This is a genomic window from Winkia sp. UMB3158, assembly GCF_030217145.1.
GTDB lineage: Bacteria > Actinomycetota > Actinomycetes > Actinomycetales > Actinomycetaceae > Winkia > Winkia anitrata.
The window spans coordinates 321,156-347,415 of the sequence record NZ_JASONH010000001.1 but is presented as its reverse complement, the minus strand read 5'-3'; the positions used below and the strand labels follow the sequence as shown (position 1 = coordinate 347,415).

Here is a 26,260-nt window from a genome sequence, read left to right as displayed (position 1 = left end):
AGGGGTGAGGTTGAAGAGCTTTAGTGGCCCTGGCCCTATCTACCGGCAGATTGCGGATTCCATCAAAGATCAGATAGTTGCGCGCACCCTAACTGACGGGGACAAGCTGATGTCCACGACCGAGTATGCTGCCACCTACCGCATCAACCCGGCCACTGCTCAAAAGGCATTTGCCGAACTGACACGACAGGGGCTAGTCGAAAAGCGGCGGGGCATAGGCATGTTTGTTGCCAGTGGGGCTTACAAGAAGCTAGTGGGCAACCTTCGCACCGGTTATAAGGACGAGGTGCTGCTTCCTGCCCTTGAGCGAGGACGCAAGCTGGGATATTCCGATTCGCAATTGCTGGATCTTATCCGCACCTACTTGGGAGGCGAGAAATGACAGACAGCGTAGGCGCGACCTGCACGGGTCTGGGAAAGAAGTATAGAAGGGGCGATCCAGCCCTAACCGATGTCGACTTGCAGATCCATGCCGGAGAGATAACCGGTTTGCTGGGCCGAAACGGTTCTGGAAAAACAACACTTATGCGACTGCTCGGGGGCGAACTTTTCCCGTCCTCCGGGAAAGTACAGATAGATGGTCACCCCGCACATTCGCCCTCGGCGTGCGCAAACACCTGTCTAGTAGCAGATGGCGGGAACTGGGATAAGGGCACATCGGGGCGCATTCTAGTAGAGGTCGCCAGCCTGCGTCCGAGTTGGTCTGGCGCCCTATTTGAAGAATTGCTCGATTACTTCAGGATCGACGTGCCGCGCATTATTGGGCGGGCTTCAAAAGGCATGCAGTCCACGTTCGCCCTCTGCCTGGCGCTAGCGAGCGGGGCAGAACTTACCCTGCTGGACGAAATCCACCTAGGAATGGATCAGCCCACACGCGAAAAGATGTACGAGCAAATCGTTCGATTGAACGGCCAAACTGGACGCGGCTTCGTGCTGTCTTCACACCTTATATCGGAAATCGAGCAGGTGATAGGGCAAGTGGTTGTTCTGGAGCGGGGCCAGGTTCGCTTCGCTGGGGAAGTCGATGCCTTGCTGGACTCCTTCACTGAATTGCTAGGCCCTCGCGAAGCCGTGATGAAACTGCAAGAGGCGGGAATTCGGCTGCTAGAGCGCCAGCAGCAGGGCTCACTACTGAAGGCTACCGTAGACGGAGCGTTGCCAGAATCGTTGCGGCGCTACTGCGAGCAGGCAGGTATTCAGATGGAAGGTCTCGATCTGGCGCAAACTTTCCGGGTGCTAACCGAGGACAAGAGCAGGCCTGCAACACCAACTGAGCCGGCCTTGGGGGAGGAACACGATGCGAAATAGTATTCAGCTAGGTAACGCCCTAATGAAGCGGCGCGTGTCAGCTAAATTTTTGGCATGGCGAATCGGTGGGGCGGTGTTCTTCATCGTTCTGTGTCTGGTAATTGGTTTGCTGTCCCGCAGCATTGGCAAGTTGGAAGGATTCCCAACCTTTCTTATTGGGGGTGCCTCTTTTGCGGGAGTCATGATCGTGATTAGCGACGCCGTAGCTGTTGGCGAAAACGCGCAGCGGGCTTGGTCTATAGCTGGCGTATCCGGTTCGCAGGCGGGAAGAGCCACGCTCTGGATAAACCTCGTGGACACCCTAGCAATGACTGTAATGTGGACCATTTTTGTAGTGCTATATAGGCTGGCGCTTCCAGGGGCGGCGATCAGCGCTCTGCGGCTCTCCCTCAATGGTCAGCCGCTGCTGAGCGAACCTTTGCCCATACCGGTGTGCGGACTAATCATGCTCACATTCACGCTGATGTGCACCCAGCAGATCGCAATGTGCCTGATCTTCGGAAGAAGATCAAAGATTGCCTCCGGAGTGGCTGCCGTCCTAATTGCGTACGCCATAAGCCACTTTCTTGCCATGCTCGTCGGTTTATATTTCTCGGATGCGGGCTCCATGATTGGAGCTGGTTGGGGAGGCATCATTGTCTCGGCGGCATTTGCAGTGCTCGCCGCGCTTGCGTTCGGGATAAAGCAAGTAGCCCGCCCTCGAGTGTAGTTTCTTCCTTCTGCGCAGCTAGCCAGCGCGAAGTGTTGCTGGACCAATTTATGCGTGAAAACATAAAAGCGCATACATGTGTGAATTAGGTCAAGTTGCGTAGAAGGAAAGAAATGAGTTTTGAGAACAATAATTATGGGTTTGCGGTAGGAAAACACTGGGTGCAAGTAATTGGAAAAAATAAGTCATCCAAACCAACGTGGACCATACTGGTAGACGAAGAAGTAAAAGATACCAAAGAGGGAAGCGGCGAACTTCAACTGACAACGAAGCTCGACGGGCAAGTTCTGTCAGCCACGATAGAGCCGGCCCAAATGGGGGCTGTCGCAGCGGAAGTGAAGCTGGGGGACAAGGTGGTAAAGTCCTTCGACGGCTATCTGCTATAGCTTTCCGTTCTCGCTGCAAGGGCAGGGCGGGAGCGAACATTCCCTCATCATTATTTAAGGAAAGAAATGAACGATCTGGAGTTTTCCCATCTGTCGAAAACTTTCGGCCGTATCAAAGCCCTAGAGAACGTTAGCTTCACCGTTGCTGAGGGTGAACTATTCGGTTTCGTCGGCGCGAACGGTGCAGGTAAGACGACAACGATGCGGATTGCCATGGGCATCATTGACCCGGACCAGGGGCAGGTGTGCCTAGGCGGGAAACCGCTCACTCAGAAGGCGCGAACGCGGATAGGCTACATGCCAGAGGAGCGAGGGCTGTACCCGAAGATGAAGGTCGCCCCACAGCTGGAATATCTAGCCCGCTTGCACGGCATGAATTCCGCCGACGCTCGCGCAGCACAGCAGAAGTGGACGGAAAGGCTGGGAGTTGGCTCCCGTCGCGGCGACGAGGTCGAAAAACTCTCGTTGGGTAACCAGCAGCGGGTGCAGCTTGCTTCCGCCCTGCTATTCAACCCCCGAGCGCTGATCCTGGACGAGCCTTTCTCGGGCCTAGACCCCGTTGCGGTGGACGCGATGAGCCAAGCGATGCGCGAATACGCTGCCAGTGGCGTGCCTGTACTGTTCTCCTCGCACCAATTGGACCTGGTAGAACGCGTCTGTGACCGAATTGGCATCATCTCCTCAGGCAGGTTAGTGGCCACGGGAACCGTAGCGGAGCTGCGAGCCACCGCAGATCCGGCAACCAAGGTGCAGGCAAGCCCCGAGGCTTGGGCGGCAGCCAAGGAAGCCGGCGCCGGGCTGGAAATTACCGACCTGGATGGGGGCGGCACAATCAAGTTCACCGATCCCGCGCAGAAGCAACGGGTGTTGCGCGCCGCCCTCGCCGCCGGAGACGTGTACGGCTTCGCCGATGAGGTGCCCCCGCTAGCCGAGATTTTCCGCGACACTGTTTCTAAGAACCAGGAGGCCGACAAGTGAACCAGGTATGGCAGATCGCCAAACGCGAGATCATTCAGCGCGGCCTCAATAAGGCAACACTGGCAACGACCATCATCATGGCGCTAGTGCTGGGCGTGGGCGGAATTATTGCCGGCAACCTCCTTTCCTCAGAGAGCGAGCCAGACACGATTGCGGTTACTGCGGACACCCAGCAGATGGGAACCGCGCTGAAAGCCGTATCCAAGCAGATGCAAGAAGCCGGCGTTGGCGCGATGACTGACGATGCCGTAACCAAGCGGGTAGCCAGCAACGAGGAAGCCAAAAAGTTGGTGCAAAAGGGCGACGTCGACTACGCCATCGTGAAGGCCGGCGAAGAAACACAGCTGCTTTCGGATGGTCCCGCCCCGATGTCTCTATCCACCACGGTCAGGCAGATAGCCTCCTCGGCCGCCCTCACGAAATACATCCAAGATGTTGGCGGCAATGTTCAGGAACTGAACAAGCAGGTAAATGACGTTAAGTTCAAGGCCGTGAACGTGTCGCCAAAGGACGAAAAGGATAAGGGCTCTGACGACTTCCAGCTCAATGACATGGCCAACTACATCATCTCGCTAGTGGCGCTACTGCTCATGTTCATGATCATCATGACCGCGGGACAAGTAGTCGCCCTCGGCGTAGTAGAAGAGAAGTCTTCGCGAATTGTTGAAGTGTTGCTCGGTGCTGTCAGCCCAACCAGACTCCTTCTTGGAAAGGTGCTGGGAGTGGCAATCATGGCGCTTGCGCAACTGGCCATTATGGGCCTCGGCGCCTTCATTGGCGGGCGAGCCCTGGTGCAGGCGTTGGACATGCACGTTGACGCGGCTGGTATTTCCGGCTGGGTGCTGGTGTGGATGGTACTGGGCTTTTGCACCTACATCTTCCTGTACGCGGGCGTGGGAGCAATGGTCACCCGCACAGAAGACATGGGTACTGCGCTCATGCCGCTGGTGTTCTTGCAGATGGTGATCCTCTACGTTGCGCTGTTCGTAGCTATGAGAAACCCCGTCTCGTCAATCGTGCGCGTGCTCTCCTTCATTCCGGGAGCAAGCTGCTACGCAATGCCCGTGCGAATTGCCTGGTCAGTGGCTCCCACCTGGGAAATCCTAGTGGCTGTGGCCCTGAACCTCCTGGCATTGCCTCTGCTCATCTGGCTAGGCGGCCGAGCATACCGCCGCGGCGTCATGAACACCGGCGGCAAATTGTCCTTCCGACAGGCCTTCGGACGCACTGTGGAAAAGGCCTAAGCGGCATTAACTAAAGAACCGGCCTCCCTACTTCCAATGCGGAAGTGAGGAGGCCGGACTTGTTAGAAGTGGTTACTTCTGGGCGATCTGCATTACCTGCTGCGCAATGGACAGTTCCTCGTTGGTGGGAACAACCATGACGGTGATCTTGGAGTTCGGGGTCGAGATGGTGCGCGGTTCGTCGCCGCGGATCTTGTTGACCTCTTCATCCAGTTCGATGCCCATGAATGCCAGGCGTTCGCACAGTTCCCGGCGAATATCCACGTCGTTCTCGCCAACACCGGCGGTGAACGCAATAACGTCCAGGCCACCCATGACGGCGTAGTAACGGCCGACGTAGGACACTAGGCGGTGCAGGTACACGTCGAGGGCGGCGCGGGCCTTTTCGTTGCCCTCGTCAGCCAGATCGCGCACGGTGCGCATGTCGTTGTCGCCGCACAGGCCGAGCAGGCCGGACTTCTTGTTGAACAGGGTGTCCAGCTCGTCGATGCTCATGTTGGCCTGACGGGCCAGGTGGAAGACAACCGCCGGGTCGATGTCGCCAGTACGGGTGCCCATTACCAGGCCCTCTAGGGGAGTGAGGCCCATAGAGGTGTCAACGGCCTCACCATTTACAACTGCCGAGGCCGAAGCGCCGTTGCCCAGGTGAAGGACAATCTGCTTCAGATCGGAGCGGTCAAGCAGCTCGGCGACGCGGCCCGAGACGAAGCGGTGGGAGGTGCCGTGGGCACCGTAACGACGTACCTCGTACTTCTCGGCGACTTCCTGGTCGATGGCGTAAGTGGAAGCCTCGGCCGGAAGAGTCTGGAAGAACGCGGTGTCGAAAACTGCTACGTGGGGTACGTCCGGCAGCAGCTTCTTGGCTACGTCGATGCCGGATAGGTGAGCCGGGTTGTGCAGCGGAGCGAGCGGGCACAGCTCCTCGATCTTCTGGCGAACTTCGTCAGTGATCAGAGCTGGGCCGTCGAAGTACTTGCCGCCCTGCACGACGCGGTGGCCGACGCCGATCACGTTGGATTCGGCGATGGAGGGGCCAACCTCGTCAAACAGACGCAGAATTTCGGAAAGGCCGGCGCCGTGGTCGGCGATGGGCTCGTTTACCTCGGTGGTCTTGCCCTGGTATTTGTGGGCAATGTGGCCTTCCTTTTCGCCAATTCGCTCGCACAGGCCTTTGGCATGTACTTCGCCGGTGTCCGGATCTAGCAGCTGGTATTTGATCGAGGACGAACCGGAGTTAATTACTAGAACAGTGCGTGCCATTAAGCACTTCTCCTTTTTTAGAAATTAGCTTACTTTTCCTGCGCCTGAATGGCGGTTAGGACGATGGTGTTGACAATGTCGTCAACGGTGGCCCCGCGCGAGAGGTCGTTGACTGGCTTCTTCATGCCCTGCAGCACCGGCCCAATAGCGGTAGCGCCGGCGGTGCGCTGAACTGCCTTGTAGGTGCAGTTACCCTGGTCGAGGTTGACGAACACGAAGACGTTGGCCTGGCCCGCAACGGGGGAGCCGGGACGCTTCTTGGCAGCGACGGTGGGATCAAAGGCCGCGTCGAACTGGAGCGGGCCGTCCACTACTAGTTCGGGGTGGGTTTCCTTGATCTTTGCCATTGCTTCCTTGACCTTGTCGACGGTCGGGCCCTTGCCCGAATCGCCGGTGGAGTAGGAGATGAGGGCGACCTTCGGGTCCATGCCGAAGCTCTTGGCAGTGTCAGCAGAGGCGGCAGCAATGTCGACCAGCTGATCCGAGGTCGGATCGATGGTCACTGCGCAGTCGGCGTACAGCTGGACGCGATCTTCGAGCAGGACGAAGAAAGACCCGGACACGGTAGAAGTGCCGGGCTTGGTCTTGATGATCTGCAGTGCGGGACGGATGGTCTCGGCAGTGGTGTGGACGGCGCCGGAAACCATGCCGTCGGCCTCGCCAGCAGCGATCATTAGGGTGCCGAAGTAGGAAACGTCGGCCAGCATGGACTTAGCCTTCTCTAGGTCGACGCCCTTGTGCTTGCGGGCTTCGTACAGGATCTGGGCGTAGCGGTCAATGCGCTCCGGGTCCTTGGGGGAAACGATCTGGGCGGCCGAGATGTCCAGGCCTTCCTTTTCTGCGGCAGCCTTGATTTCGGCCTCTTCGCCGAGCAGCACTAGGTTAGCGGTGCCCATTTCGAGGACGTTAGCGGCGGCCTGCAGCACTCGCAGGTCGTCAGGCTCGGGCAGAACGATGGTGCGCAGTTCGCTCTTGGCCTGCTTGATGAACCCGGCTTTGAAAGCACCGGGGGTGACAACGCCGGAACCGGAGGCCTTGGTGAGGCCGGCCAGTTCTTCTGCCAACTCGTCGCTGATCTGCTCGTCAGCGGAGGTGAAGACCTTTACGCCCTCTACGGAGGCCTCTCCGCCAATGACGAGGACGGCGGACACAGCGGCGTGTGCGTCCTCGACAACCTTGGTGGCGGCTGCGATGGCCTGGTCGGCGTTAGCGGCCTCGTTCACTACCAGCAGAACGGTTGCTGAATCGTCAGCAGCTACTCCTGCCTGGACGCCAAGAAGGGAAAGGCCTGCGACCGGCGCGGCAACAGAGCCGTCGACAACCAGGGCATCCTGCAGTGCAGGGGTGGCCTTTGCGCGCAGCGCGGTTGCCTGCGTGTACCACTCGCCCTCGGCGTAGGGGCGGGCGGGGGTGGACTGTAGTTTCTGAGCGATCTTGTCAGCGATGGGGCTGACGGAGTAAGACGTGTCAACTGGTAGCACGTGGATCCGAGTCATGAACTTCTCCTCGTAGAGATTAGCTTCCAAGGTAACTGTAACTGTTTGCATAGGAGCCGGGAAAAATATGTGACGCGCCTTTGGTCACTTATTTTTCCTAATGTTTGCTTAAAATATGTGGCTTTTGCGGATTGATTAGGTAATCTAATTGTATTGACAAAGTGTTTTAGGAGCGGCAGTGCCCGACAAAGTTAGTTTGGTACACCACATACAGGACCTTAAAGAGTCCGTCCCAAAGCTGGGCAGACCCAAGGTAGTGGCACAGTTTGTGCTGGTCATGCTTACTGTGGGATGGATTATTGCGACCCTTGGCGCCTCTTTGCCGTTACTGGAACACATGAAAATAGCGGGTATATCAGTATTTGAGCGAGCAGCCTTGGTAGCGGTTGCCTTTCTAGCGGCCGCCCCCGGACTCTTCCTTGCCCAGCATCTAGACGAAATGAGTAAATCTTCGCGGCTCCTTACTACTGTCGCGATGGCTTTCGCAGCCGGGGCACTAGTGGCGGCCGCCTTTACCTCCGCCTTCCCTCTGCTGGGGGCAGCCGCGGTGGTAGGGGGAATGTCTTGCGGGGTCGCTGTCAGCTCCGGCGGCAAATATATACGTCAACTCATGCCTTCCCGGTTGCGCGGTCGGTTCTATGTAATAGGAGACCTGGCACTTATGTCCGGGATCCTGCTAGGACTCTCACTAACTGCAACCTGGGCTTGGCTGTACGAACTCGAAACGATCTCACTTCCCAGCTATCTGTCGGGCCCTGCCCTCCTATTCCTCCTTCCTACTATTCCCGCGCTCGCGGCTGCCTGGCTGACCTGGCGAAGCCCCGAATCTCCTGTGCTGCTGCTTCGGCAGGGACGCGAGGAAGAAGCGATGGTCGCCCTCGTTCGTATCCGCACCGGGCAGGCAGCTAGGATCGCGCGCGAATATGGCCGCATGCAGATCTTGGCTTCCGTCACCGACGACACGATTGGGCGGCGCAAGGCGCAGTATTCCTCTCCTAGGCAAAAGATCATGACGAGGTCGGCAATCGCCGCCGCGATCGGGCTACATTCGACCGGGGTGAGCATCATCTTCCTCTTTGGAATTGTGATTTGCTCTTGGACGGGCGCATCCATGACCGTGTCAGTCATTGTGGGAATGGCGGCGGTAGCCTGCGCCCTGTTCGGGTTGATCGCCAGGGTTTACGGTTTCTTGCCCCCGGCATTTTCGTTCATGACCTCCCGCCGGTCTTCACTGCTGGTGGGGGGTGGCACCTCGGCGCTTTGTCTAGCTGGACTGGCAGCTACTTTTTTCCTTGTGGTGCCGCACGCGGCCGGAGCGTGGACGCTGGTCGCAGCCATCTTCTTGATCCATGCCCTAACCGTGATCATGGTTATGTTCCCAGCCGCCAATTCGTTGACGAGGGCGCATACGCCCGGGCCGGTGCGCACTCGCGCTAACGCCGCTTCGCTGGTGGTGGCGGGCGTGTCCATGGCGTTGTTCTTGCTGGTTGCAGACCGCTTGGGGGCTGCGGGCGCGTTCTTGGCTATGGCCTTGGTCGACTGCGGGGCGACTTTGCTCGTGGCGCGGGTTGTGCCCCTACCTCCGCGGCTTCCTTCTAAGACGGCACATTAGTAAAGGTAGACTGGACCTATGCAGCCCACCCAACAAGATGTTGCCGACCTGGCAGGTGTTTCTAGACAGTTAGTGTCCCTAGTAGTGCACGGGGATAAGCATGTCTCGCCGACAAAACGCCGGGCGGTACAAGAGGCTATGGCTAGCTTGGGATACCGTCCTAATGCGGCGGCAAGGGCATTGGTGGAGCGCCGCACCCGCACTATTGGGCTAGTAACCCCTGGATTTTCAAACCCCTTCTTTGGCGATCTTGCCGATGCGATCAGGGTGGCAGCCTCTGAACGGAACTTGACGCCCCTGATCGGTTCTTCGGCCTCGGTACTTGAAGTAGAACGGTCGGTAATTGATCGTTTTATAGAGATGGGAGTAGATGGGCTGATCCTAACTGGCTCTTTGCTTTCCCCGGAGACGATCGCCAAGATCGGCGAGCAGGTGCCTGTCTGCATGCTCAATCGGCCCCCTGCTAAAGGAGTAGTGGATGCGGTCTTGTGCGACGACGCGCGCGGGCAGCAGCTGGCTACCGAACACGCGGTCGAGGCGGGCTACAAGCACATTGTGTTCCTTGAGGACGAGGATGCCGACATTCCGCAGACTTCCGCCCACCGCAGGCAGACTGGGTTCTTGGCGGCAATGGAGGCCATGGGGCGGGCCGACGAAGCTGTCACAATCACCGTGACGGGCCGGGTCTCGGAAGCGGTCTTGCAGGCCTTCGACATTTTCAATTCCACCGATGTGGCGTTTATCTGTCACAACGACCAGATTGCGTTCGAGGTGGCTGTCGAGATCATGTCTCGCGGCATGTCCCTGGGGGTAGACGTGGGGGTCACGGGCTACGACAACACGGCGTTGGCTTCGTTTTATTCTCTGGAGCTGACCTCTATTGATCAGGGCTTGGCGCGGATGGCGCGCGGTGCGGTTGCAATGATCGAATCGCGCCAGCACGGGCACCACGAGGCCGGGAGGACCCAGATGATTGACCCTACGCTGGTCACTCGCCGCTCCACTCGGCGGCGGGTATGGAAAAAGTAACGATATAGCAATGGTGCACTTGGGGGCCTGCCAAGCTACGATGTACCTGTGACTTCAAGTATTACCGAACGCCCCGTCCTGGTGGTTGATTTTGGTGCGCAGTACGCCCAGCTGATCGCTCGGCGCGTGCGCGAGGCTCGCGTCTATTCCGAAATCGTGCCACACACGATGGCTGCCCAGCAGATGCTGGATAAGAATCCTGCAGCGATCATTCTTTCTGGTGGCCCCTCCTCGGTTTATGCCGAGGGCGCGCCCAGTATTGATCCTGAAATTTTCAGCGCCGGAGTTCCCGTCTTGGGAATTTGCTATGGCTTCCAGACAATGGCCGCGAAACTTGGCGGCAAGGTTGGCAAGACCGGCACCCGCGAATACGGTCACACCGAGGTAAACCTGCAGGCCGGTGGTGGTCTGCTACTTTCAGATACCCCGGAAAAGCAGGCGGTGTGGATGAGCCATGGCGATGCGGTCCAGCAGGCTCCCGAAGGATTTATCGTCACCGCGTCCACTGCCGAGACGCCGGTAGCCGCTTTTGAGGACAAGGAACGCGGCTTGTACGGCGTGCAGTGGCACCCCGAAGTGCACCACAGCGAATTCGGGCAGAAGGCGCTGGAACACTTCCTCTACGAGGGTGCTGGCCTGAAGGGGGATTGGACGTCTGATTCCATCATCGATACCCAGGTGCAGAAGATCCGCGAACAGGTGGGCGATGCCCAGGTTATTTGTGGCCTGTCTGGTGGGGTGGACTCCTCGGTGGCCGCCGCTCTCGTCCATAAGGCGATTGGCGACCAGTTGACCTGTATCTTTGTTGACCACGGGCTGCTGCGTGCAGGCGAGCGGGAACAGGTCGAAACTGACTACGCCGCTTCTACCGGCATCAAGATCGTTACCGTTGACGAGTCGGAACGGTTCCTAACGGCCCTGGAAGGGGTGTCGGATCCGGAAACGAAGCGCAAGATCATCGGCCGCGAATTCATTCGTTCCTTCGAAGCTGCCCAGCTAGACCTGGTGCGGCAGGCAGGTGCCGAGGGCACCCAGATCAAGTTCTTGGTACAGGGCACCCTGTACCCGGACGTGGTTGAATCTGGCGGAGGCGAAGGTGCGGCCAATATCAAGTCCCACCACAACGTCGGGGGGCTACCCGAGGACCTGGACTTCGAACTGATTGAGCCGCTGCGTACCCTGTTCAAAGACGAGGTGCGGCAGATCGGGTTGGCCCTTGGGGTACCCGAGAACATTGTGTGGCGTCAGCCCTTCCCTGGGCCCGGCCTAGGTATCCGCATCATTGGCGAGGTCACCCGCGATCGTCTGGAAATTCTGCGGGCCGCTGACCTGATCGCCCGCGAGGAACTGACCAAGGCAGGGCTAGACCGCGAGATTTGGCAGTGCCCGGTGGTGCTGTTGGCAGACGTGCATTCGGTGGGCGTGCAGGGTGATGGCCGTACTTACGGGCATCCGATCGTGCTCCGCCCGGTCTCTTCCGAGGATGCGATGACTGCTGATTGGACTCGGTTGCCATACGACGTGCTGGCACGCATCAGCACGCGCATCACTAATACTGTTCCCGAGGTTAACCGCGTGGTCTTGGATTGCACTTCCAAGCCACCGGGAACCATCGAGTGGGAGTAAACAAAATGCCCTGCCGGCTGGCAGGGCATTTTTGTATCCGCTTTATGCAACTAGATTTTCTTCGTCCTCTTGCACAGTAGGTAGGCGAGCAGGGCCAACGCGGCAATGGCGGTCACTGCCCAGTACAGGCCGCGGTATCCAAAGGCGGGCACCATCCAGCCCAGTACTAGGGGGCACACGCCGATCGCGGCATCCATGAACACGAAGTAGGTCGAGTTTGCTACGTCTAGGTGTCCCTTGGGCGAGTTCTTGATTGCTAATGCCAACCCGGCTGGCTGGGTAGCGCCGATGCCGGCACCTAGTAGGGCAGCAGAAAGGAGCAGGGTGAAGGAGTTGGAAGCAAAGGCGAGTACTGCCAGTGCGACCGCTACGGCGGCGTAGCCGGGGACCATGACTACCGTGTCTCCGCGTTCGTCGAAGAGCCTGCCAGTAAAAGGCCTGATGATAAACATGACCACTGCGTAAACGATGAAGAAGGCGCCGGCGGCCTTCACTAGGTCCAGCTCGGTGGCGTAGGAATTCAGATAAGTCAGAACTGTGCCGTAGCCGAAGTAGATCAGGGCCGTGACCAGCGAGATGGGTAGTGCGCCCGGTTCAATGAAGGTGGATAGCGAAATTTTCTTCTTCGGTTCTTCTATGTGTTCTGCCAGCTTCGGTTCGGCCCCCATGGCAAAGGCGAACAGGAGCGCTGCGGCAGAGATGCCGGCGCAAATCAAAAACAGTGTCTGGAAGCTGAGGAGGTTCATCGAAGCGGTGCCGATGAAGGGGCCGATTGCCGAACCGACGGTGATCGACAGCATGAAGTAGCCGATACCTTCGCCGTGGTGGGCAATGGGAATCCTAGAGGTAACTAGCGAGGTGATAGCTGTCTGCGAGATCCCGTAGGCAAAGCCATGCAGGGCGCGCAGGACCAGCAGAGTTGGTAAGGAATTGGATACTAGGTAGGCCAGGCACAGTGCCACGATCAGGGCGAGGCCGGAAAGCATTGTGCGTCTGCGTCCCAGCGCTTTCATAACTATTGGGCTGAGGAAGCGGGCTACCAGGGCGCCAAGAATGAATACGGAGGCTGCGAAGCCTGCGCTCGAGATGGAGGCGCCGTAGGAGTCTTTGGCGAAGGTAGTAATTGTAACGATTAGTACGTAGTACTGGATGTAGACGAAGAAGTTGGCGAAGGTGCCAGCTAGAAAATGTTTGCTAAATATTTTTGCGTCAGTCACTGGGGTCCCATCTTGATATTTGCGGTCTAATCGTGCCTTACGCGGCAGTTATAATGGAAGAGCTAATCTGGCTAAGCGGTTATAACAAAATGTCACAACAAGTGGTTTGGAGACGTGGTGGTAGCGGATTCTACGAAGTATCTAGCGTTTCTTGCTGCAGCCGAGGGCGGCTCGCTGTCTGCGGCGGGACAGGAACTTGGCTACACTCCTTCGGGAGTGATTCGCCTGGTCAACTCCCTAGAGAGCGAGCTGGGGCTAACCTTGCTCAAGCGTTCTGCCAGGGGAGTGCGCCCCACCAGCGAGGGGCAGCGGCTGCTTCCATTGGCACGCCAAATTGTAAGCGCGCACGCCCGGGCGGCACAGCTTGCTGGGCGATTAAAAGGCGTTGACGAGGGCAAGCTCACAGTGGGAACGAAGCATTCGATGGCCGCGATCTGGCTGCCGCACATCGCTGTGGCGTTCCGCAAGAAGCATCCGAATGTGGACATGCGCGTTGAAGAGGGCGGCACCTCGCAGATACTGAATCTGTTGGAAGAGGGGCGAGTAGATTGTGCCCTCCTTACTTCCAAGGCCCCCGGTTATAACTGGTTGCCGCTGCAAAAAGTGGCGCTGGTGGCCTGGCTGCCGCCGCAGCACCCCTATGCGGATGCGGCGAAGGTGCCCGTGCAGGCCTTTGCCGGGGCTCCGTTCGTGCGCACGCACCTAGAGACGATGATGGATTCGGACCGCTACCTGCACGCCCACAAGGTGACTCCTGATGTGAAGCTGACTTCGGCCGATTCTTTTACTACCTATGCCATGGTCGAGGCCGGTCTGGGCGCCTCGTTAAATGTGGAGCCGATGACCCGGTCGTGGACGGGCAATGTGGCAGTGGTGCCGGTAGACCCGCCCTACTCGCTCGAATTTGGGGTGGCGTATGCCGACGAGGGCCTCTCGCCGGCGGCAGCCGAGTTTATCGCCCTCGCCAAAGATTTGAAGAAGCGTTGGTTAGGATAGGCCCATGGGTAAATCTAGGCGTAAGCGAGGCTGGGCGGCCGCTCCACTGCCGCTGCCGGGCAAGGTCATTGACAATCACACGCACCTTCCGCTGCACGAGGGCGAGATTCCTTGCGTAGAGCAGAAGCGCATCCTGCGCGAGGAGCAGGTGCGCCTTGCTCACCAGGTTGGGGTTGCCGGGATGATTACCTCCGGATGTGAGCTGCCCGAGTTGGAACCAACCGTGGCGTTGCTCGAGGACGGGCAGTGGGCTGCCCTTGCGATTCACCCCAATGAAGCACCGCTACATGCCGGCTTTGTAGAGAAGTCTCCCGATGGGCTTACCCATGAGACGGAGGAGCGTCACAAGGTGCCCCTAGAAGATGCCATTGCAAAGGTGGCCGACCTGGCTAGGGATCCGAAAGTGGTGGCGATTGGCGAGACGGGACTCGACTACTTCCGTACCTCGCAGGCGGGTAAGGAATACCAACTTCGTTCCTTTAGGGAGCACATCGCCCTCGCCAAGGAACTGAACCTGCCGCTGCAGATTCACGACCGCGAGGCCCACGAGGACACTATTGCGACGCTGCTCTCGCAAGGAGCTCCCGAAAAAACCGTATTCCACTGCTACAGCGGCGATGCCGAGATGGCGAAAGTGCTTGCAGACAACGGTTGGTATGCCTCTTTTAGCGGCACCCTCACCTATCCGGCAAATAAGCATCTGCGCGAATCCTTGCTGGCATTGCCGCGTGAGCTGGTCCTGGTCGAGACGGACGCGCCCTACCTCACTGCCCAGGCCCACCGCGGCCAGCCCAACGCGTCTTATCTGATGCCCTTCACCGTGCGGCGAATTGCAGCGCTATGGGCAATTGCAGACGGGGTGGCGCCGACGGATGATGACGATGCTCTGGGGAAGGCGATGGAGAAGTCCGCCGAGGTGTTGCCGGACTATTTGGCGCAAACCTGCGCGAAGTTAGCCGGTACAACCAGCGAAGTTTATTCGGTTTCTGTGGACTAAAAGCCCAGGTGGAAACCCTGTAGAGGGCGGGATCACGCTAGCAGTTATTAGATTCACGTAGACGTAATGTCACGAAATGGTTACGATCGTATACGTTCGATAAACTTTTGTCGTCGATCTAAGGAACCTATGACTGACTCCAAACTCTTCAAGCGTGCAGCTGCTAGCGCGGCGGTAGCTTCTCTGGCCGTTGTCGGTACTGCTGCTACGGCAGTAGCGGTGGGCCACAAGCAGGTATCGGTAGCAGTAGACGGGGTAACTCGTCCTGTGTCCACCTGGGGGAGCAACGTCCACGAAGTGCTGGCAGACGCGGGAGTGCAGGTAGGCAGTGCCGATGCAGTCAGCCCTGCTCGGCCGAGCCAGGTTGCAAACGGCACTCAGATTCAGGTGCGCCGGGCCAAGAACTTCACTGTAGATAAAGGGCAAGGCCGTCAGCAGGTAAAGTCGGCGGCTAGCTCTATCGCGCAGGTGTCGGCAGATCAGTCCAATGGTGCTGTCAGCGCCAAGCGTCCTTCCAATACCTCTGAGCCGCTGCCCGTTTCTGCCCAGGACACTCGCGTCAGTATCCAGGATGGACACGCCAAGAAGCAGGTGGCTGTCAAGGCCGGCCAGACTGTTGACCAGGTGCTTGCGGCCGCCAAGGTGAAGGTGTCTCCGCTAGATAAGACTCAGGTCAAGGCTGGCGAGGACGGTCCGACCAATACCGTCACTCGCGTCAAGCGGGGTACCGTGGCCGAGGACAAGGTAACTAAGAAGCACACGATCAAGAAGGTCGAAGATCCGAACCTGCCGAAGGGCGAAACGAAGGTGGCCCAGGAAGGCAAGGACGAGGTCACTCAGAAAACTACCTACCGGATCACCGAAAACGGCAAGGTTGTACACGAAACTCCGCTAGGTAAAAAGAAGACTCAGGAAATGGTCGAAGAGGTGGTGCACGTCGGCACCAAGGAAAAGCCTGCTAAAGACAAGACCGAAGATACTGATGAGGGCACCGATTCCGATTCGAAGGACCAGGAATCTTCTGCTCGTCCGGGTAGGGGCACCGGTTCCGCTCCCGCTGGAGTATGGGCACAGCTAGCTCAGTGTGAATCCGGCGGTAACCCGGCTACTAACACCGGAAATGGCTTCTACGGGCTGTACCAGTTCACCGCACAGACGTGGCAGGCTATGGGTGGAAGCGGACTTCCCTCCGATGCTTCTGCCGCGGAACAGACTATGAGGGCGCAGAAACTACAGCAGCAGGCTGGCTGGGGACAGTGGCCCGGCTGCGCCGCATCCTTGGGATTAAGGTAGGAAAAATTGGGTAAGCACGCCGCGAAGGCTTCACGGTCCGAGGTATTCTTTGGCAAATCAGCCCCCTCGGTACGCACTCCCGCGCTGGTAGCATCTGCTGCCGCCCTCGCTATGATCGCGACGGCAGGGACTGCTGTAGCCTCCAGCTACCGCAACGTCTACGTGTCTGTCGACGGAGTGAAACGCCCAGTGGCGATGTATTCCCAATCCGTAACCGATGCTTTGCGCGTGGCGGGGGTAAAGACATCCCGCTACGACAAGGTGAGTCCCGCCAGGGGAGCATCTTTGGGCGAGGGCGAGATCGTTTCTGTAACCTCGGCCCGCCCGGTTTCGTACTCTCGCGCTGCGGACCCGACGCCGAAGCAGGCGATGGTGGCTGCGCCCTCGACAGGGGATGCGGCGAAGGCACTGGCGGCCACCGACAAAAAGGTGCGGGTGGCAGTATCGCGTTCTTCCGAGAGCGCTAAAGCGATGCCGCTAGTATCTGAAGAACAGGCAGTGACCATTGCCGTGGACGGGCAAACTAAAGCGGTCGAGGCTCCTTCTGGGGCGGATGCTTCCGCGGTCTTGGAACAGGCCGGGGTCAAGGTGTCCCCGCTAGACCAGGTGCAGGCCGAATACGCAGACGGCAAGGTCACTATTGCGGTCACGCGGGTAGAGCGTGGCACTCGCGTCGAAAATAAGGCGATCGACTTCCAGACTGAAGAAAAGCCCGACCCCGAAGCCTACGTGGGCACGAAGAAAGTTGTGCAGAAGGGGAAGAAGGGCAACATTGCCACTTCGATCTACTTCGAAAAGCACAATGGCAAGGAAGTTCATTCCGCCAAGCTGGCAGAAGAAAAGACTGCCGATCCGGTGAAGGAAATCGTGCAGGTAGGCACCAAGCCAGCACCTGAAGGTGTGGACGAGGACGTGCTGAAGCGCGCGGGAGAGGGGCAGGCTACCCCCGAAGACGCGCAGCGTATCGCCGCTTCAATGGTTGCTGAGCGAGGCTGGGGTGCAGATCAGACCGCCTGCCTCATTAACCTTTGGAACAAGGAATCGCACTGGGACGTCAATGCCGAAAATGCGTCCTCGGGCGCATACGGTATTCCGCAGTCGCTGCCCGGTTCTAAGATGGCTGCTGCTGGCGAAGACTGGCAGACTAACCCGGCAACCCAGATCAAGTGGGGGCTTGGTTATATTGCCGGGCGCTACGGTAACCCGTGCGGGGCGTGGAGCCACTCCCAGGCAGTGAACTGGTACTAAAGATCCGCCGGAGCTAGCGCAGGCACGGCCAGTGCGCTCAGTTGCTTAGTAGGCCCGGCGGTGGGGTGTTCGTCGGGTCCAAACAGGGATTCGGAAAGTTTTTCGCCCTCGCGTAACCCGGTGTACTCAACCGGCACCGAACGGCCCAGGTAATCCATAAGTTTTTGGGCCAAAGTCAACACTGGGACCTGCTTGCCCATATCCATCACTAGCACTTGCCCGTTGCGGCCTCGCCCTCCGGCTTCAAGCATTAGGTTGCAGGCCTGTGGCAGGGACATGAAGAAGCGTTCTACTTTTGGATCGGTGATTGTAACCGGGCCACCTTGCATGATCTGGTAGTACAGCGAATGCACTACCGAACCTCGGGAGGCAAGAAGGTTGCCAAAACGCACCGACGCGTAGGCTTTTCCTTTGCCGTAGTGTGCAGTGAGTCGTTCCGCTAGCTGCTTTGAGCAGCCTAGCGCGGAGGTGGGCTGGGCCGCCTTGTCAGTCGAGATGTTTACGAATCGTTCGGCCCCTTGCGCCGCCTCCAGCACGTTGGCGGTGCCCAGCGTGTTCGTTTTGTAGGCTTCGGCCGGGAATTTTTGCAGTAGGGGAAGGTGTTTGAGGGCGGCGGCGTGAAAGACGACTTGAGGGCGGTGCGCGGCAAATACCTGGTGGAGTGCCTCCCTGTCGCGGATGGAACAAAGGGCCAGCTCGTCGCTGGTAAGGAGGGCTCGCCCGTGCAGGGCCAGTTGCAGTGAATGCAGGGCAGATTCGTCCCTGTCTAGCATCACCAATTCGGCCAGGGGCAGCGGCGCTAGCTGGCGAACTAGTTCGGCGCCGATCGATCCGCCGGCCCCGGTCACCAGTACTCTTTTGCCGCACAAATAAGAGGTATCTGCCCTCTTTGCTGCCGCGCGCCCGGTCATTTCGGTAAGCTGGTTATTCAACCAGGTCTTAACTTCATCGGGCAGCGGCAGTTGGTGCATAGCACCGATCATACCCAATGGGTGTCTGCCTGTAGCCACGGAAAGCTTGGAGGGTGAATTGCAGCTGGCTAACTTTTTGGGGGCGCACCCGCGTGCCCTCAGCCTGCATAACACCGTCTACGCCCCCAAAACGGGGCTGGGCCCCTTCAGCTACCTGTGCTCGCGGCTGCAAGCCAGCGTCCGGGTGAACGAGGCCGGCGAAGGCATAGTAAGTGGGCAGTTACTGGTCCCCGATAGCCAGCGCGTCTTCCTGACAGTACCTGCCGGGAAAGAAATGGCGCTGCTACCTGCCGCAGAGTCCACGTTTACTGCCAAGTTTTCGTGCCCAGACAAGGCCGGCCACAACGTGCAGGTGACCTTTGTGAACAAGGGAGGGCGGGCGCCCTCGTTCCTGCGCCTGGACGGGCAGAACCAGAAGGTTGATGTGTTCGGTTCGTGCGTAAGTCGGGACGCCTTTGAATACTCGGGAGCCCTATCGCTGGGTAACTATTACGCCCGCTCGTCCGTCGCGTCCGCCTTCGACCTGGAACCTAGCGGACTGGCGGGCACAGACCTGGCGGCCAACCCGTCGCAATTTCAGCGGCGCGTGGCACACGATGACTTGGCGCGTTCCGCGGCGGGGGTGCTCGCCAATTCGCATGCTGCCTGCCTGCTTGTAGATTTTGTAGACGAACGCTTTCCCCTGCTCAAAGGCGAGGGCGGATACTTTACGTATTCGAATGAACTGCAACGGGCCGGCCTCGATGCGGCCAAATACGACCGAGTGAATTGGGATTCCAAGAGGTACTGGGCGGCATTTGAACCGGCCTGGAAACGGCTTGTCGCGGCTGCCCCAGGCGGTAAAGTCATTGTAAATCGCGCCTATTGGGCTACCACGGACTCTGCCGGGAAAAACCTTGCGAATGGAAAAACGATCCGGTGGGCAAATTCTGTGCTAAGACGCACCTACGCCCGGGTAAGACGGCTGACGCCCTCGGTGCAATTCATTGACTACGATGCCTCCATGCTGGTGGCTGATCCGGAGCACAAGTGGGGGCGGGGACCCTACCACTATGTACCCGAATTCTATAGGCAGCTCAACCGCTCGCTACGGCGTCTACTTGCGCTTCCGCCAACGCTTTAGAAGGTAAGTGTTGTTGTTCACGGCATGGTCGACGGCGCGCAGATAACTCCGTGCTTGCGCCATGGGAGAAGCGTGCTCGGCAATCCACTTGCGACCAGCCCCATCCACCTGCAGACGGTGCGGATGGTGTAATAGATCGCGCCAGAGGGCGGCCAGTGCTTGCGGATCGTTGGCGGGGGCTGCCGCCCCGGCGCTCGCGGCGGTAACGATCGCTGCTGGTTCACCATCTGCGCTGACAGTTAGGTGAATGCCGCGGTGAAGTCCGTCGAAGAGCTTCGAGGGGATGGTGGTGCGCAGGGGGTTCCAGTCTCGTAGAGTTACTAGTGCCGTGTGTGCCCATTCGAAGTGCTTTCCCAGTTCTTCGCGGGAAATTCTGCGAACGAATTCTACGGGCAGGTTCGCCTGTTTGGCTCTGCGTCGCAGAGTGGGGAGGTGGGCGCCGCCGCCAATAAGACGCAGGCGGACGTTTTCGCCTTGGCGTTGCAGGATTCGCAGCGCGTCGAGGGCGGTTCCTAGCCCCTGGGCGCGACCAATGTTTCCCGCATACAGTACGTGCAGCTCGTCGTCGGGTAGGTTGGTGTTCTGCAGTACCTGTGTGGGCAGGTCGAGCGTGTTGTAGACGACTAGTACTTTGGCTTTGGTGCGGGAGGCGAGCCGGTTGCCGTATTCGGCTGACGTGACCGTAATGGCGCCGGCGCCTTTGATGCACCATCCCATTGCTAGCTTGGTGATTTCGCCGAGCGCGGTCATTACTTTGGCGCGCAGTTTTGCCGCCACAGTCGTGGGGGTGTTTCCTTCCCCCAAGTAGTCCAGTAGGTCGGGCCAGGCATCGCGCAGGTCTATGAGTGTGGGGATTTTGAAGAGGTCGGCCAGGAGGCGTTGCACGAAGAGGTTGGGAATGGGAGGGGCGGTGGAGATTAGCAGGTCATAGTGGTTTTTGCGGCAGAGGCCGAGCGCTATTTTCAATGCCGACGCTAGGAATACTGCCTGGTCGGCGATCCGTGAGGGCAACGAGAAGTCGTGTTCGCGAAATGCGCTCCGGTAAATGCGGTAGTGGGCGCTCACCTGTTCAAAAGCGTGGGGTTGGTGTGCTGGAGCCGAAGAAAGGAGCTTGCCCCCGGGGTAGTGGGGCGGGGAAGCCACCACTGTGACGTCGTGACCCGCCTCTAGAAGGGTCTGGGTTAGTTTGTTGGCACGCCTTTGCGAGATCCCTTCTTCGGGATCCCAGAGTTGAGAAAGAACTAAGATTTGCATTGGCGATCTGATCGATGGGGCGGGGGAATAACTACCTTTACGAGTGTATCTAATGCAGTCCGAATTACTATATTCTGGACGCAAGTATACGGTTGCTAGGCGCAAGCCGAAACAGGAGGGACTATGCCAACTTCGCATGGGGTAAACACTTCGAAGCCTCACCGGATCCTAAGGGTGCTGGCGGTGGTGGCACTGGTCATCCTTCTTGCATGCGTGGGCCTATTTTTCTGGCTGTCTCACTCGGTTACCGGGAATATGCAACATGTGAAGGTAAAGGCCCCCTCTATTTCGAAGTCTGCAGCCGAGGGCGCTACTAACTTCTTAGTGCTGGGCTCTGACGTGCGCCTGGACGCTTCGAATCAGGACAGCTGGGCGCTGGGGGGAGCGCGGACCGATGCGATGATGCTGGTGCAGTTCTCGCGCCGGCATAACACGGTCACGGTGATGTCAATACCGCGTGACTCCTGGGTGGATATTCCGGGCCACGGCAAGGCCAAAATCAATGCGGCCTTTGCCTACGGGGGGCCGTCGCTGGCCATTGATACGGTGCAGCGGCTGACGGGCGTGCCTATCGACCATTTCGCTATCGTGAACTTTCAAACCTTCTCGGCCCTGACCGATGCCCTGGGTACGGTAACTATCGAAACTACTCAGGGGCCCCAGCAGATGAATGGCGAAGAGGCGCTTGCTTTTGTGCGGGAACGCAAGTCTTTGCCGGGCGGTGACTTTGACCGGGTGAAGCGGCAGCAGGCGTGGATGAGGGCGATCATGTCTGGCATTTTCTCCGAGGACGTGCTCTCTTCGCCCTCGAAATCGCTGCAACTAATCCAAACAGCATCTAAAGATATGACGGTAGACGAAGGGCTTGGCACCACGGAACTGCTCTCGCTGGCGAAGGATGCCAGGGGCGTTCGCCCTAAGAACGTCACCTTCATTACGGCTCCATTTACCGGTACTGGGATGTCCGAGGACGGGCAATCTATAGTCAATCTAGACATGGAGGCGCTGGAGCCGCTGACCAAGGCGTGGGCTCAAGACCGGCTTCCGGATTATCTGAAAAATGCTGGAGCGGGGATTCCTGCCCTCTCCAAGAGGGTGAACTAATGGCTCTCAGCGAGTTTAGAAAAGAACTTTGGCACCTGCGTCACGGCGGGATTGCTCAGCTGAAGGAACACCGGCTCCGCCAACGCGCTATCAACATAAAGCCGGCTCCCAAGAGCGCTCCTAGTGACAAGAGCGCTGGTGGGAAAGCAGTGAGCTTTGGTTCCTGGCCTATCCCTACCCCTGAGGCAGCGCGCCACCAGGTAACTGCGGCGGTAATCCTAGACGAGTTTTCCGATCTGGCCCTGCGTTTTGAATGGAACCAGATCCCAGTCAGCCCCGGCGGCTTCCGCGAGCAGCTGGAAGGGAAGAAGATTGACTTGCTGTTTGTCGAATCTGCCTGGCACGGCAATTCGGACAAATGGCGCTTCATGGTTGTGGGCCCCAAGACCCCCACTAGCAGGCTGAAGGAACTGGTTTCCTACTGCAAGGAGCGGTCCATTCCAACAGTGTTCTGGAATAAAGAGGACCCGGCCCACTACCACGAGGCCATCGCTACTGCTCGCCTCTTTGACTACGTCTTCACTACCGACCAGACCCTGCTAGAGCAATACCGGGCCGATCTTGGCCACGAGCGTGTTGGAGTGCTGCCCTTTGCCGCTCAACCGTCAGTGCATAACCCAATCCGGTTGTCCTCAGGGGGAAAGGTACCACCGCGGCGCGATGTTGCCTTTGCCGGCATGTATTTTGCCCACAAGTTCCCGGAACGGCGGGCCCAGATGGGGATGCTGCTGGGGGCCGCCGACGAAGTATCCCCGCGGATGAGCAAGGGGCTCGACATCTTCAGCCGCTACCTGGGCGGAGACCCCCGCTACCAGTTTCCAACCCCGCTGGACAAGCGCGTAGTCGGCTCTCTTGCCTACCCGCAGATGCTTACCGCCTATCGCGGTTATAAGGCGTTTTTGAACGTCAACTCGGTAGTGACCTCGCCCTCCATGTGTGCGCGAAGAATCTTCGAAATATCGGCCTGTGGCACCCCAATCGTTTCTGCACCCTCGCCCGCCATCGACAACTTTTTCACCCCAGACGAGGTTGTGCAGGTAGGCAACTCGCAAGAGGCAGGATACGCGTTGCGGGCACTAGTAGGTAACGAGGAGCTGCGCTCGCGGATGACGCACTTGGCGCAGCGGCGCATTTGGCAGGAACACACCTATGCGCACCGGGTAAACCAAGTGCTGCAAACAATTGGGCTCGAGGGCGCCCAGTGGCATCTGCCCACTGTGACTCCGATGATATCGACGAATAGGCCGGAGCAGGTGGCACACGTGCTTTACTACCTACATGCGCAGGTTGGGGTCGAAATGGCCCCGGTCATCCTGGCCCATGGGTTTACCCCGTCTCGAACAGAGGTAGCGAGGGCCAAAGAATTAGGGTTGGACGTGACTTGGCTGTACGCTCCCGCCACCGAGTCCCTGGGGCAGTGCTACAACCGTATCCTTCAGGTAGCCCAGGGCGATTGGGTGGCGAAGATGGATGATGACGATCTGTATTCGCCCTACTACCTTTTAGAACAGTTAGCTGCTACCGATTACTCTGGGGCGGACCTGGTGGGCAAACATGCGCACTACATGTATCTGGCCTCTAAAGACGTAACGGTGTTGCGGTTTACGCCGTGGGAACATCGCTTTACCAGCTTCGTGTCCGGTCCGACGATCGTCGGACGGCGTGATCTGCTCCAGGAAGTGGGCTTTGTCGACCGCACCACGGGCGAAGATAGTGCCCTGCTCAAGGATGTGAGCGCCAGCGGCGGCAAGATCTTCTCTACCTCCCGTTTTGGCTTTGTGCAGATGCGCGGTTCGCAAAAACATACCTGGGCGGTGTCAGACTTTGAGGTGCTGGCCAACTCTAGGCTGAGCCACTACGGGCGGCCAAACAAAACCGAGCTGCCCTAATCCTTCTTTAGCTCTACTGTGGTTGGCCCTTCTTCGACCTCGGGGATGGGCTTCTTCAGCAGCTTGCGAATAGCCATTAGCGAGAGGGAAGCGGCGTTGCCATCGCCGAAGGGGTTCTTCGCCTGGGCCATTTCCTCGTATTTTTCTGGATGCTCTACCAGGCGCATGACCTCGCGGACGATGTTTTTGGTATCCGTGCCGATCAGCCGCACGGTGCCAGATTGGACCGCTTCCGGGCGCTCAGTGTTTTCGCGTAGAACTAGCACGGGTTTGCCGAGGGCGGGAGCCTCTTCTTGGACGCCGCCGGAGTCCGACAGGATGATCCGGGCCCGCTGTTGCATATGAGAGAACTCGTTGTAGTTGAGCGGGTCGCAGATAAATACGTTCTGGTCATCCTTTAGGTGTGGGCCAATTGTTGCGCGCACAGTCGGATTGGCGTGCGCCGGGAAGACGATCTGCCAGTTGGGGAGTAGCCCGGCTAGCTGGTGAACAGCCCGGCCTACGTGATCCATGGGCTTGCCCCAGTTTTCCCTTCGGTGGCAGGTAAGTAACAGCACGGGAGCATCAGATTCGTAGATACGTTGCAGCTCCGGCTCGCCAAAGGAAACGGGCTTTTTCAGAACGTGGAACAGGGCGTCAATTACCGTGTTCCCCACGACGGCAACGGTGTCTGGATTGACGTCCTCGCGCAGCAAATTGTTGCGCGAAACCTCGGTGGGGGCCAGGTTGAGCGAGGACACCTGCGTCGTGATTTTCCTGTTGGCCTCTTCGGGAAATGGCGAGAACATGTCGCCAGAACGCAGCCCGGCCTCTAAGTGGATGACGGGGATTTGCATGTTGAAGGAGGCTAGGGCCGCAATTGCCACCGTGGTGGTATCTCCCTGCACCAACACCGCATCAGGCTCGGCCTCGGCCAAAATGGGGCTTAGTCGTTTGAAGATCTTTGCCGACAGCTTGTTTAGCGACTGCCCCTTTTCAAACGCCCTCAGGTCGTAGTCCGGTTCGATCTCGAACAGCCTGTTCACTGCATCCAACATTTCTTTGTGTTGGCCCGTAGAAACAGTGATTGCTTTAAAATCTGGGGAAGTGCGCAGTATGCGAATGATGGGGGCAACTTTGATGGCTTCGGGCCTTGTCCCGTAAACCACCAGAATGCGGTGTTTCCTAGGCATTTGTGTTCTTTCCGAGGGACGCCAAGTCCAAATTATACTAACATGTACGACAGGAACGTATGTGCTTGTTCTCCTTAGATGCATATTTGGATGAAGTCGTGGTACGGAAGGTAGAAGTATGCGCGAGCAAGGGTCTCTTGCGGTAATTGGACTTGGATATATCGGGCTGCCCACAGCAGTTGTTTTGGCTCAAAATGGCTGGAAGGTAACGGGCGTAGATGTTTCCGACCGTACTCTCGAATTCGTAAATGCGGGCAGGCTGCCCTTCGTTGAAGAGGGGTTAGAGAGCGCGCTAAAAGAGGTAGTTGATTCCGATGCCTTGGTGGCGCAGAAGGAAACTCCGGCCTCGGATGTATACATCATTTCCGTCCCCACCCCGTTCAAGGGAGACCACGAAGCAGACCTGTCATACATCGACGCCGCCATCGACAAGATTATTCCGCAGTTGCAGGGCGACGAACTGGTGGTACTGGAATCTACTTCGCCGCCGCTGACTACCGAGCGTATGGCAGAGCGGGTTTTCGCTGCTCGCCCCGACCTGAAGCGCGAGGGCGAAGGGCATGTCATGTTTGCCCATGCCCCGGAACGAGTTTTGCCAGGGCGCATCATGATCGAGATGACGGCCAACGATCGCATTATCGGTGGGCTCACTCCCGAAGCAACGCAGAGGGCGAAGGAAGTCTACGACACGTTCTGCGCTGGGCACGTTCACACTACCGATGCGAAGACGGCGGAACTTGCCAAGCTGGTAGAGAACTCTTTTAGGGATGTAAACATTGCCTTTGCTAACGAGCTCTCGCTTATTGCTCAGGACTTGGGCATTGACGTGTGGGAGCTAATCGAACTGGCAAACAAGCACCCGCGGGTCAACATTTTGCGGCCTGGCCCCGGCGTGGGGGGGACACTGCATTGCGGTGGATCCGTGGTTCATCGTGTCGGCCGATAGGAAGAACTCGCGGTTGATCAATACTGCCCGCCAGGTCAATGATGCGAAACCCAAGTGGGTGCTAAGCCAGGTGCGTGCCGCTCTGGAAGGGAAGCAGGCGCCTAAGGTGGCCATCCTAGGGCTAGCCTTCAAGCCGAATATTGACGATCTGCGTGAATCGCCGGCGCTTCGCATTGCGACGGAGCTAATAGAGGGCGGCAAAGGACAGTTCGATGTTTACGAACCGAATATCGCAGAACTGCCAGACATCCTCTGCGGCAAGGGGGCAACACTCAAGGACACTGCCAATCCTGGCAGGGGGTATGACCTAGTCCTAGTGCTGGTTGGACATGACCAGTTCACCCCGGAATTCTTGTCCGGGCTGCAGGCAGACCAGACCTTCAACTACATCGGTAAGTAATT

At 58.4% G+C, this 26,260-nt stretch carries 24 protein-coding genes; 18 read left to right on the top strand and 6 right to left on the bottom strand.

Annotated features, from left to right (window positions below; translation table 11 throughout):
• The first annotated feature begins 10 nt into the window (after positions 1-10).
• The 6 genes from QP400_RS01745 to QP400_RS01720 all read left to right on the top strand — a co-directional run bounded on the left by QP400_RS01745 (position 11) and on the right by QP400_RS01720 (position 4,625).
• Positions 11-382, top strand: coding sequence for a GntR family transcriptional regulator (locus QP400_RS01745; protein WP_004805606.1), 372 nt, complete (start codon positions 11-13; stop codon positions 380-382).
• On the top strand, positions 379-1,308 hold the full coding sequence (locus QP400_RS01740; protein ID WP_004805608.1) for an ATP-binding cassette domain-containing protein: 930 nt from the start codon (positions 379-381) through the stop codon (positions 1,306-1,308). The genes QP400_RS01745 and QP400_RS01740 overlap by 4 nt, the downstream gene beginning before the upstream one ends.
• The gene (locus QP400_RS01735; protein WP_004805610.1) at positions 1,298-2,017 is read left to right on the top strand and encodes a hypothetical protein; all 720 of its coding nucleotides are present in this window, start codon (positions 1,298-1,300) and stop codon (positions 2,015-2,017) included. The genes QP400_RS01740 and QP400_RS01735 overlap by 11 nt, the downstream gene beginning before the upstream one ends.
• Positions 2,018-2,130: 113 nt before the next feature.
• Positions 2,131-2,403 (top strand): hypothetical protein, encoded by a 273-nt coding sequence (locus tag QP400_RS01730; RefSeq protein ID WP_004805611.1) that lies wholly within the window; start codon positions 2,131-2,133, stop codon positions 2,401-2,403.
• Positions 2,404-2,469: 66 nt separating this feature from the next.
• Positions 2,470-3,381, top strand: coding sequence for an ABC transporter ATP-binding protein (locus tag QP400_RS01725; protein WP_004805614.1), 912 nt, complete (start codon positions 2,470-2,472; stop codon positions 3,379-3,381).
• Positions 3,378-4,625, top strand: coding sequence for an ABC transporter permease (locus tag QP400_RS01720; RefSeq protein WP_004805615.1), 1,248 nt, complete (start codon positions 3,378-3,380; stop codon positions 4,623-4,625). Before QP400_RS01725 ends, QP400_RS01720 begins: the two co-directional genes overlap by 4 nt.
• Positions 4,626-4,697: 72 nt before the next feature.
• Here the strand turns inward: QP400_RS01720 and QP400_RS01715 are convergent, their stop codons facing one another.
• Positions 4,698-5,885: an acetate/propionate family kinase gene (locus QP400_RS01715; RefSeq protein WP_004805618.1), complete on the bottom strand. Its 1,188-nt coding sequence runs from the start codon at positions 5,883-5,885 to the stop codon at positions 4,698-4,700.
• Positions 5,886-5,914: 29 nt separating this feature from the next.
• Entirely contained in the window at positions 5,915-7,432 is a 1,518-nt protein-coding gene (pta, locus tag QP400_RS01710; RefSeq protein WP_051004218.1) for a phosphate acetyltransferase, read from the bottom strand.
• Between the two features lie 205 nt (positions 7,433-7,637).
• Between pta and QP400_RS01705 the strand changes: the two genes are divergently transcribed.
• From QP400_RS01705 to guaA, 3 genes are read left to right on the top strand one after another with little or no spacing between them, the layout of a single operon-like run.
• Positions 7,638-8,993 carry an MFS transporter gene (locus QP400_RS01705; RefSeq protein ID WP_141740536.1) on the top strand — a complete coding sequence of 452 codons (1,356 nt, stop codon included), beginning with the start codon at positions 7,638-7,640 and terminating at the stop codon, positions 8,991-8,993.
• A gap of 18 nt (positions 8,994-9,011) precedes the next feature.
• On the top strand, positions 9,012-10,022 hold the full coding sequence (locus QP400_RS01700) for a LacI family DNA-binding transcriptional regulator (protein WP_285462455.1): 1,011 nt from the start codon (positions 9,012-9,014) through the stop codon (positions 10,020-10,022).
• A gap of 48 nt (positions 10,023-10,070) precedes the next feature.
• Complete coding sequence (guaA, locus tag QP400_RS01695) at positions 10,071-11,648, top strand: glutamine-hydrolyzing GMP synthase (protein ID WP_004805625.1); 1,578 nt, start codon at positions 10,071-10,073, stop codon at positions 11,646-11,648.
• A 50-nt stretch (positions 11,649-11,698) separates the two neighbouring features.
• Here the strand turns inward: guaA and QP400_RS01690 are convergent, their stop codons facing one another.
• On the bottom strand, positions 11,699-12,865 hold the full coding sequence (locus QP400_RS01690) for an MFS transporter (RefSeq protein ID WP_004805626.1): 1,167 nt from the start codon (positions 12,863-12,865) through the stop codon (positions 11,699-11,701).
• 114 nt (positions 12,866-12,979) lie between these two features.
• On the opposite strand from QP400_RS01690, the gene QP400_RS01685 reads away from it, so the two are divergent.
• The 4 genes from QP400_RS01685 to QP400_RS01670 all read left to right on the top strand — a co-directional run bounded on the left by QP400_RS01685 (position 12,980) and on the right by QP400_RS01670 (position 17,399).
• Complete coding sequence (locus QP400_RS01685) at positions 12,980-13,861, top strand: LysR family transcriptional regulator (protein WP_081499156.1); 882 nt, start codon at positions 12,980-12,982, stop codon at positions 13,859-13,861.
• A 4-nt stretch (positions 13,862-13,865) separates the two neighbouring features.
• Positions 13,866-14,858: a TatD family hydrolase gene (locus QP400_RS01680; RefSeq protein ID WP_004805630.1), complete on the top strand. Its 993-nt coding sequence runs from the start codon at positions 13,866-13,868 to the stop codon at positions 14,856-14,858.
• A gap of 129 nt (positions 14,859-14,987) precedes the next feature.
• On the top strand, positions 14,988-16,151 hold the full coding sequence (locus QP400_RS01675; protein ID WP_004805632.1) for a resuscitation-promoting factor: 1,164 nt from the start codon (positions 14,988-14,990) through the stop codon (positions 16,149-16,151).
• A 6-nt stretch (positions 16,152-16,157) separates the two neighbouring features.
• A complete protein-coding gene (locus QP400_RS01670; RefSeq protein WP_004805634.1) occupies positions 16,158-17,399 on the top strand; it encodes an aggregation-promoting factor C-terminal-like domain-containing protein in 1,242 nt (413 codons plus the stop codon).
• Here the strand turns inward: QP400_RS01670 and QP400_RS01665 are convergent.
• A complete protein-coding gene (locus QP400_RS01665; protein WP_004805636.1) occupies positions 17,396-18,382 on the bottom strand; it encodes a polysaccharide biosynthesis protein in 987 nt (328 codons plus the stop codon). The two genes, QP400_RS01670 and QP400_RS01665, sit on opposite strands and share 4 nt — an antisense overlap.
• A gap of 46 nt (positions 18,383-18,428) precedes the next feature.
• On the opposite strand from QP400_RS01665, the gene QP400_RS01660 reads away from it, so the two are divergent.
• Positions 18,429-19,493 carry a DUF6270 domain-containing protein gene (locus QP400_RS01660; RefSeq protein WP_004805638.1) on the top strand — a complete coding sequence of 355 codons (1,065 nt, stop codon included), beginning with the start codon at positions 18,429-18,431 and terminating at the stop codon, positions 19,491-19,493.
• On the opposite strand, the gene QP400_RS01655 is transcribed toward QP400_RS01660, so the two are convergent.
• On the bottom strand, positions 19,467-20,747 hold the full coding sequence (locus QP400_RS01655; RefSeq protein ID WP_004805640.1) for a glycosyltransferase family 4 protein: 1,281 nt from the start codon (positions 20,745-20,747) through the stop codon (positions 19,467-19,469). The genes QP400_RS01660 and QP400_RS01655 overlap by 27 nt on opposite strands.
• A 123-nt stretch (positions 20,748-20,870) precedes the next feature.
• Here QP400_RS01655 and QP400_RS01650 point away from each other — a divergent pair, with 123 nt between their 5' ends.
• A complete protein-coding gene (locus QP400_RS01650) occupies positions 20,871-21,851 on the top strand; it encodes an LCP family protein (protein WP_004805643.1) in 981 nt (326 codons plus the stop codon).
• Positions 21,851-23,740 carry a glycosyltransferase family protein gene (locus tag QP400_RS01645; protein ID WP_004805644.1) on the top strand — a complete coding sequence of 630 codons (1,890 nt, stop codon included), beginning with the start codon at positions 21,851-21,853 and terminating at the stop codon, positions 23,738-23,740. Before QP400_RS01650 ends, QP400_RS01645 begins: the two co-directional genes overlap by 1 nt.
• Here the strand turns inward: QP400_RS01645 and wecB are convergent.
• Positions 23,737-24,912, bottom strand: coding sequence for a non-hydrolyzing UDP-N-acetylglucosamine 2-epimerase (wecB, locus tag QP400_RS01640; RefSeq protein WP_070425048.1), 1,176 nt, complete (start codon positions 24,910-24,912; stop codon positions 23,737-23,739). The two genes, QP400_RS01645 and wecB, sit on opposite strands and share 4 nt — an antisense overlap.
• Positions 24,913-25,030: 118 nt before the next feature.
• Between wecB and QP400_RS01635 the strand changes: the two genes are divergently transcribed.
• Both QP400_RS01635 and QP400_RS01630 read left to right on the top strand, forming a co-directional pair.
• The gene (locus tag QP400_RS01635; RefSeq protein ID WP_285462453.1) at positions 25,031-25,858 is read left to right on the top strand and encodes a nucleotide sugar dehydrogenase; all 828 of its coding nucleotides are present in this window, start codon (positions 25,031-25,033) and stop codon (positions 25,856-25,858) included.
• A complete protein-coding gene (locus QP400_RS01630; RefSeq protein WP_004805650.1) occupies positions 25,827-26,258 on the top strand; it encodes a UDP binding domain-containing protein in 432 nt (143 codons plus the stop codon). Before QP400_RS01635 ends, QP400_RS01630 begins: the two co-directional genes overlap by 32 nt.
• Positions 26,259-26,260: the final 2 nt, after the last annotated feature.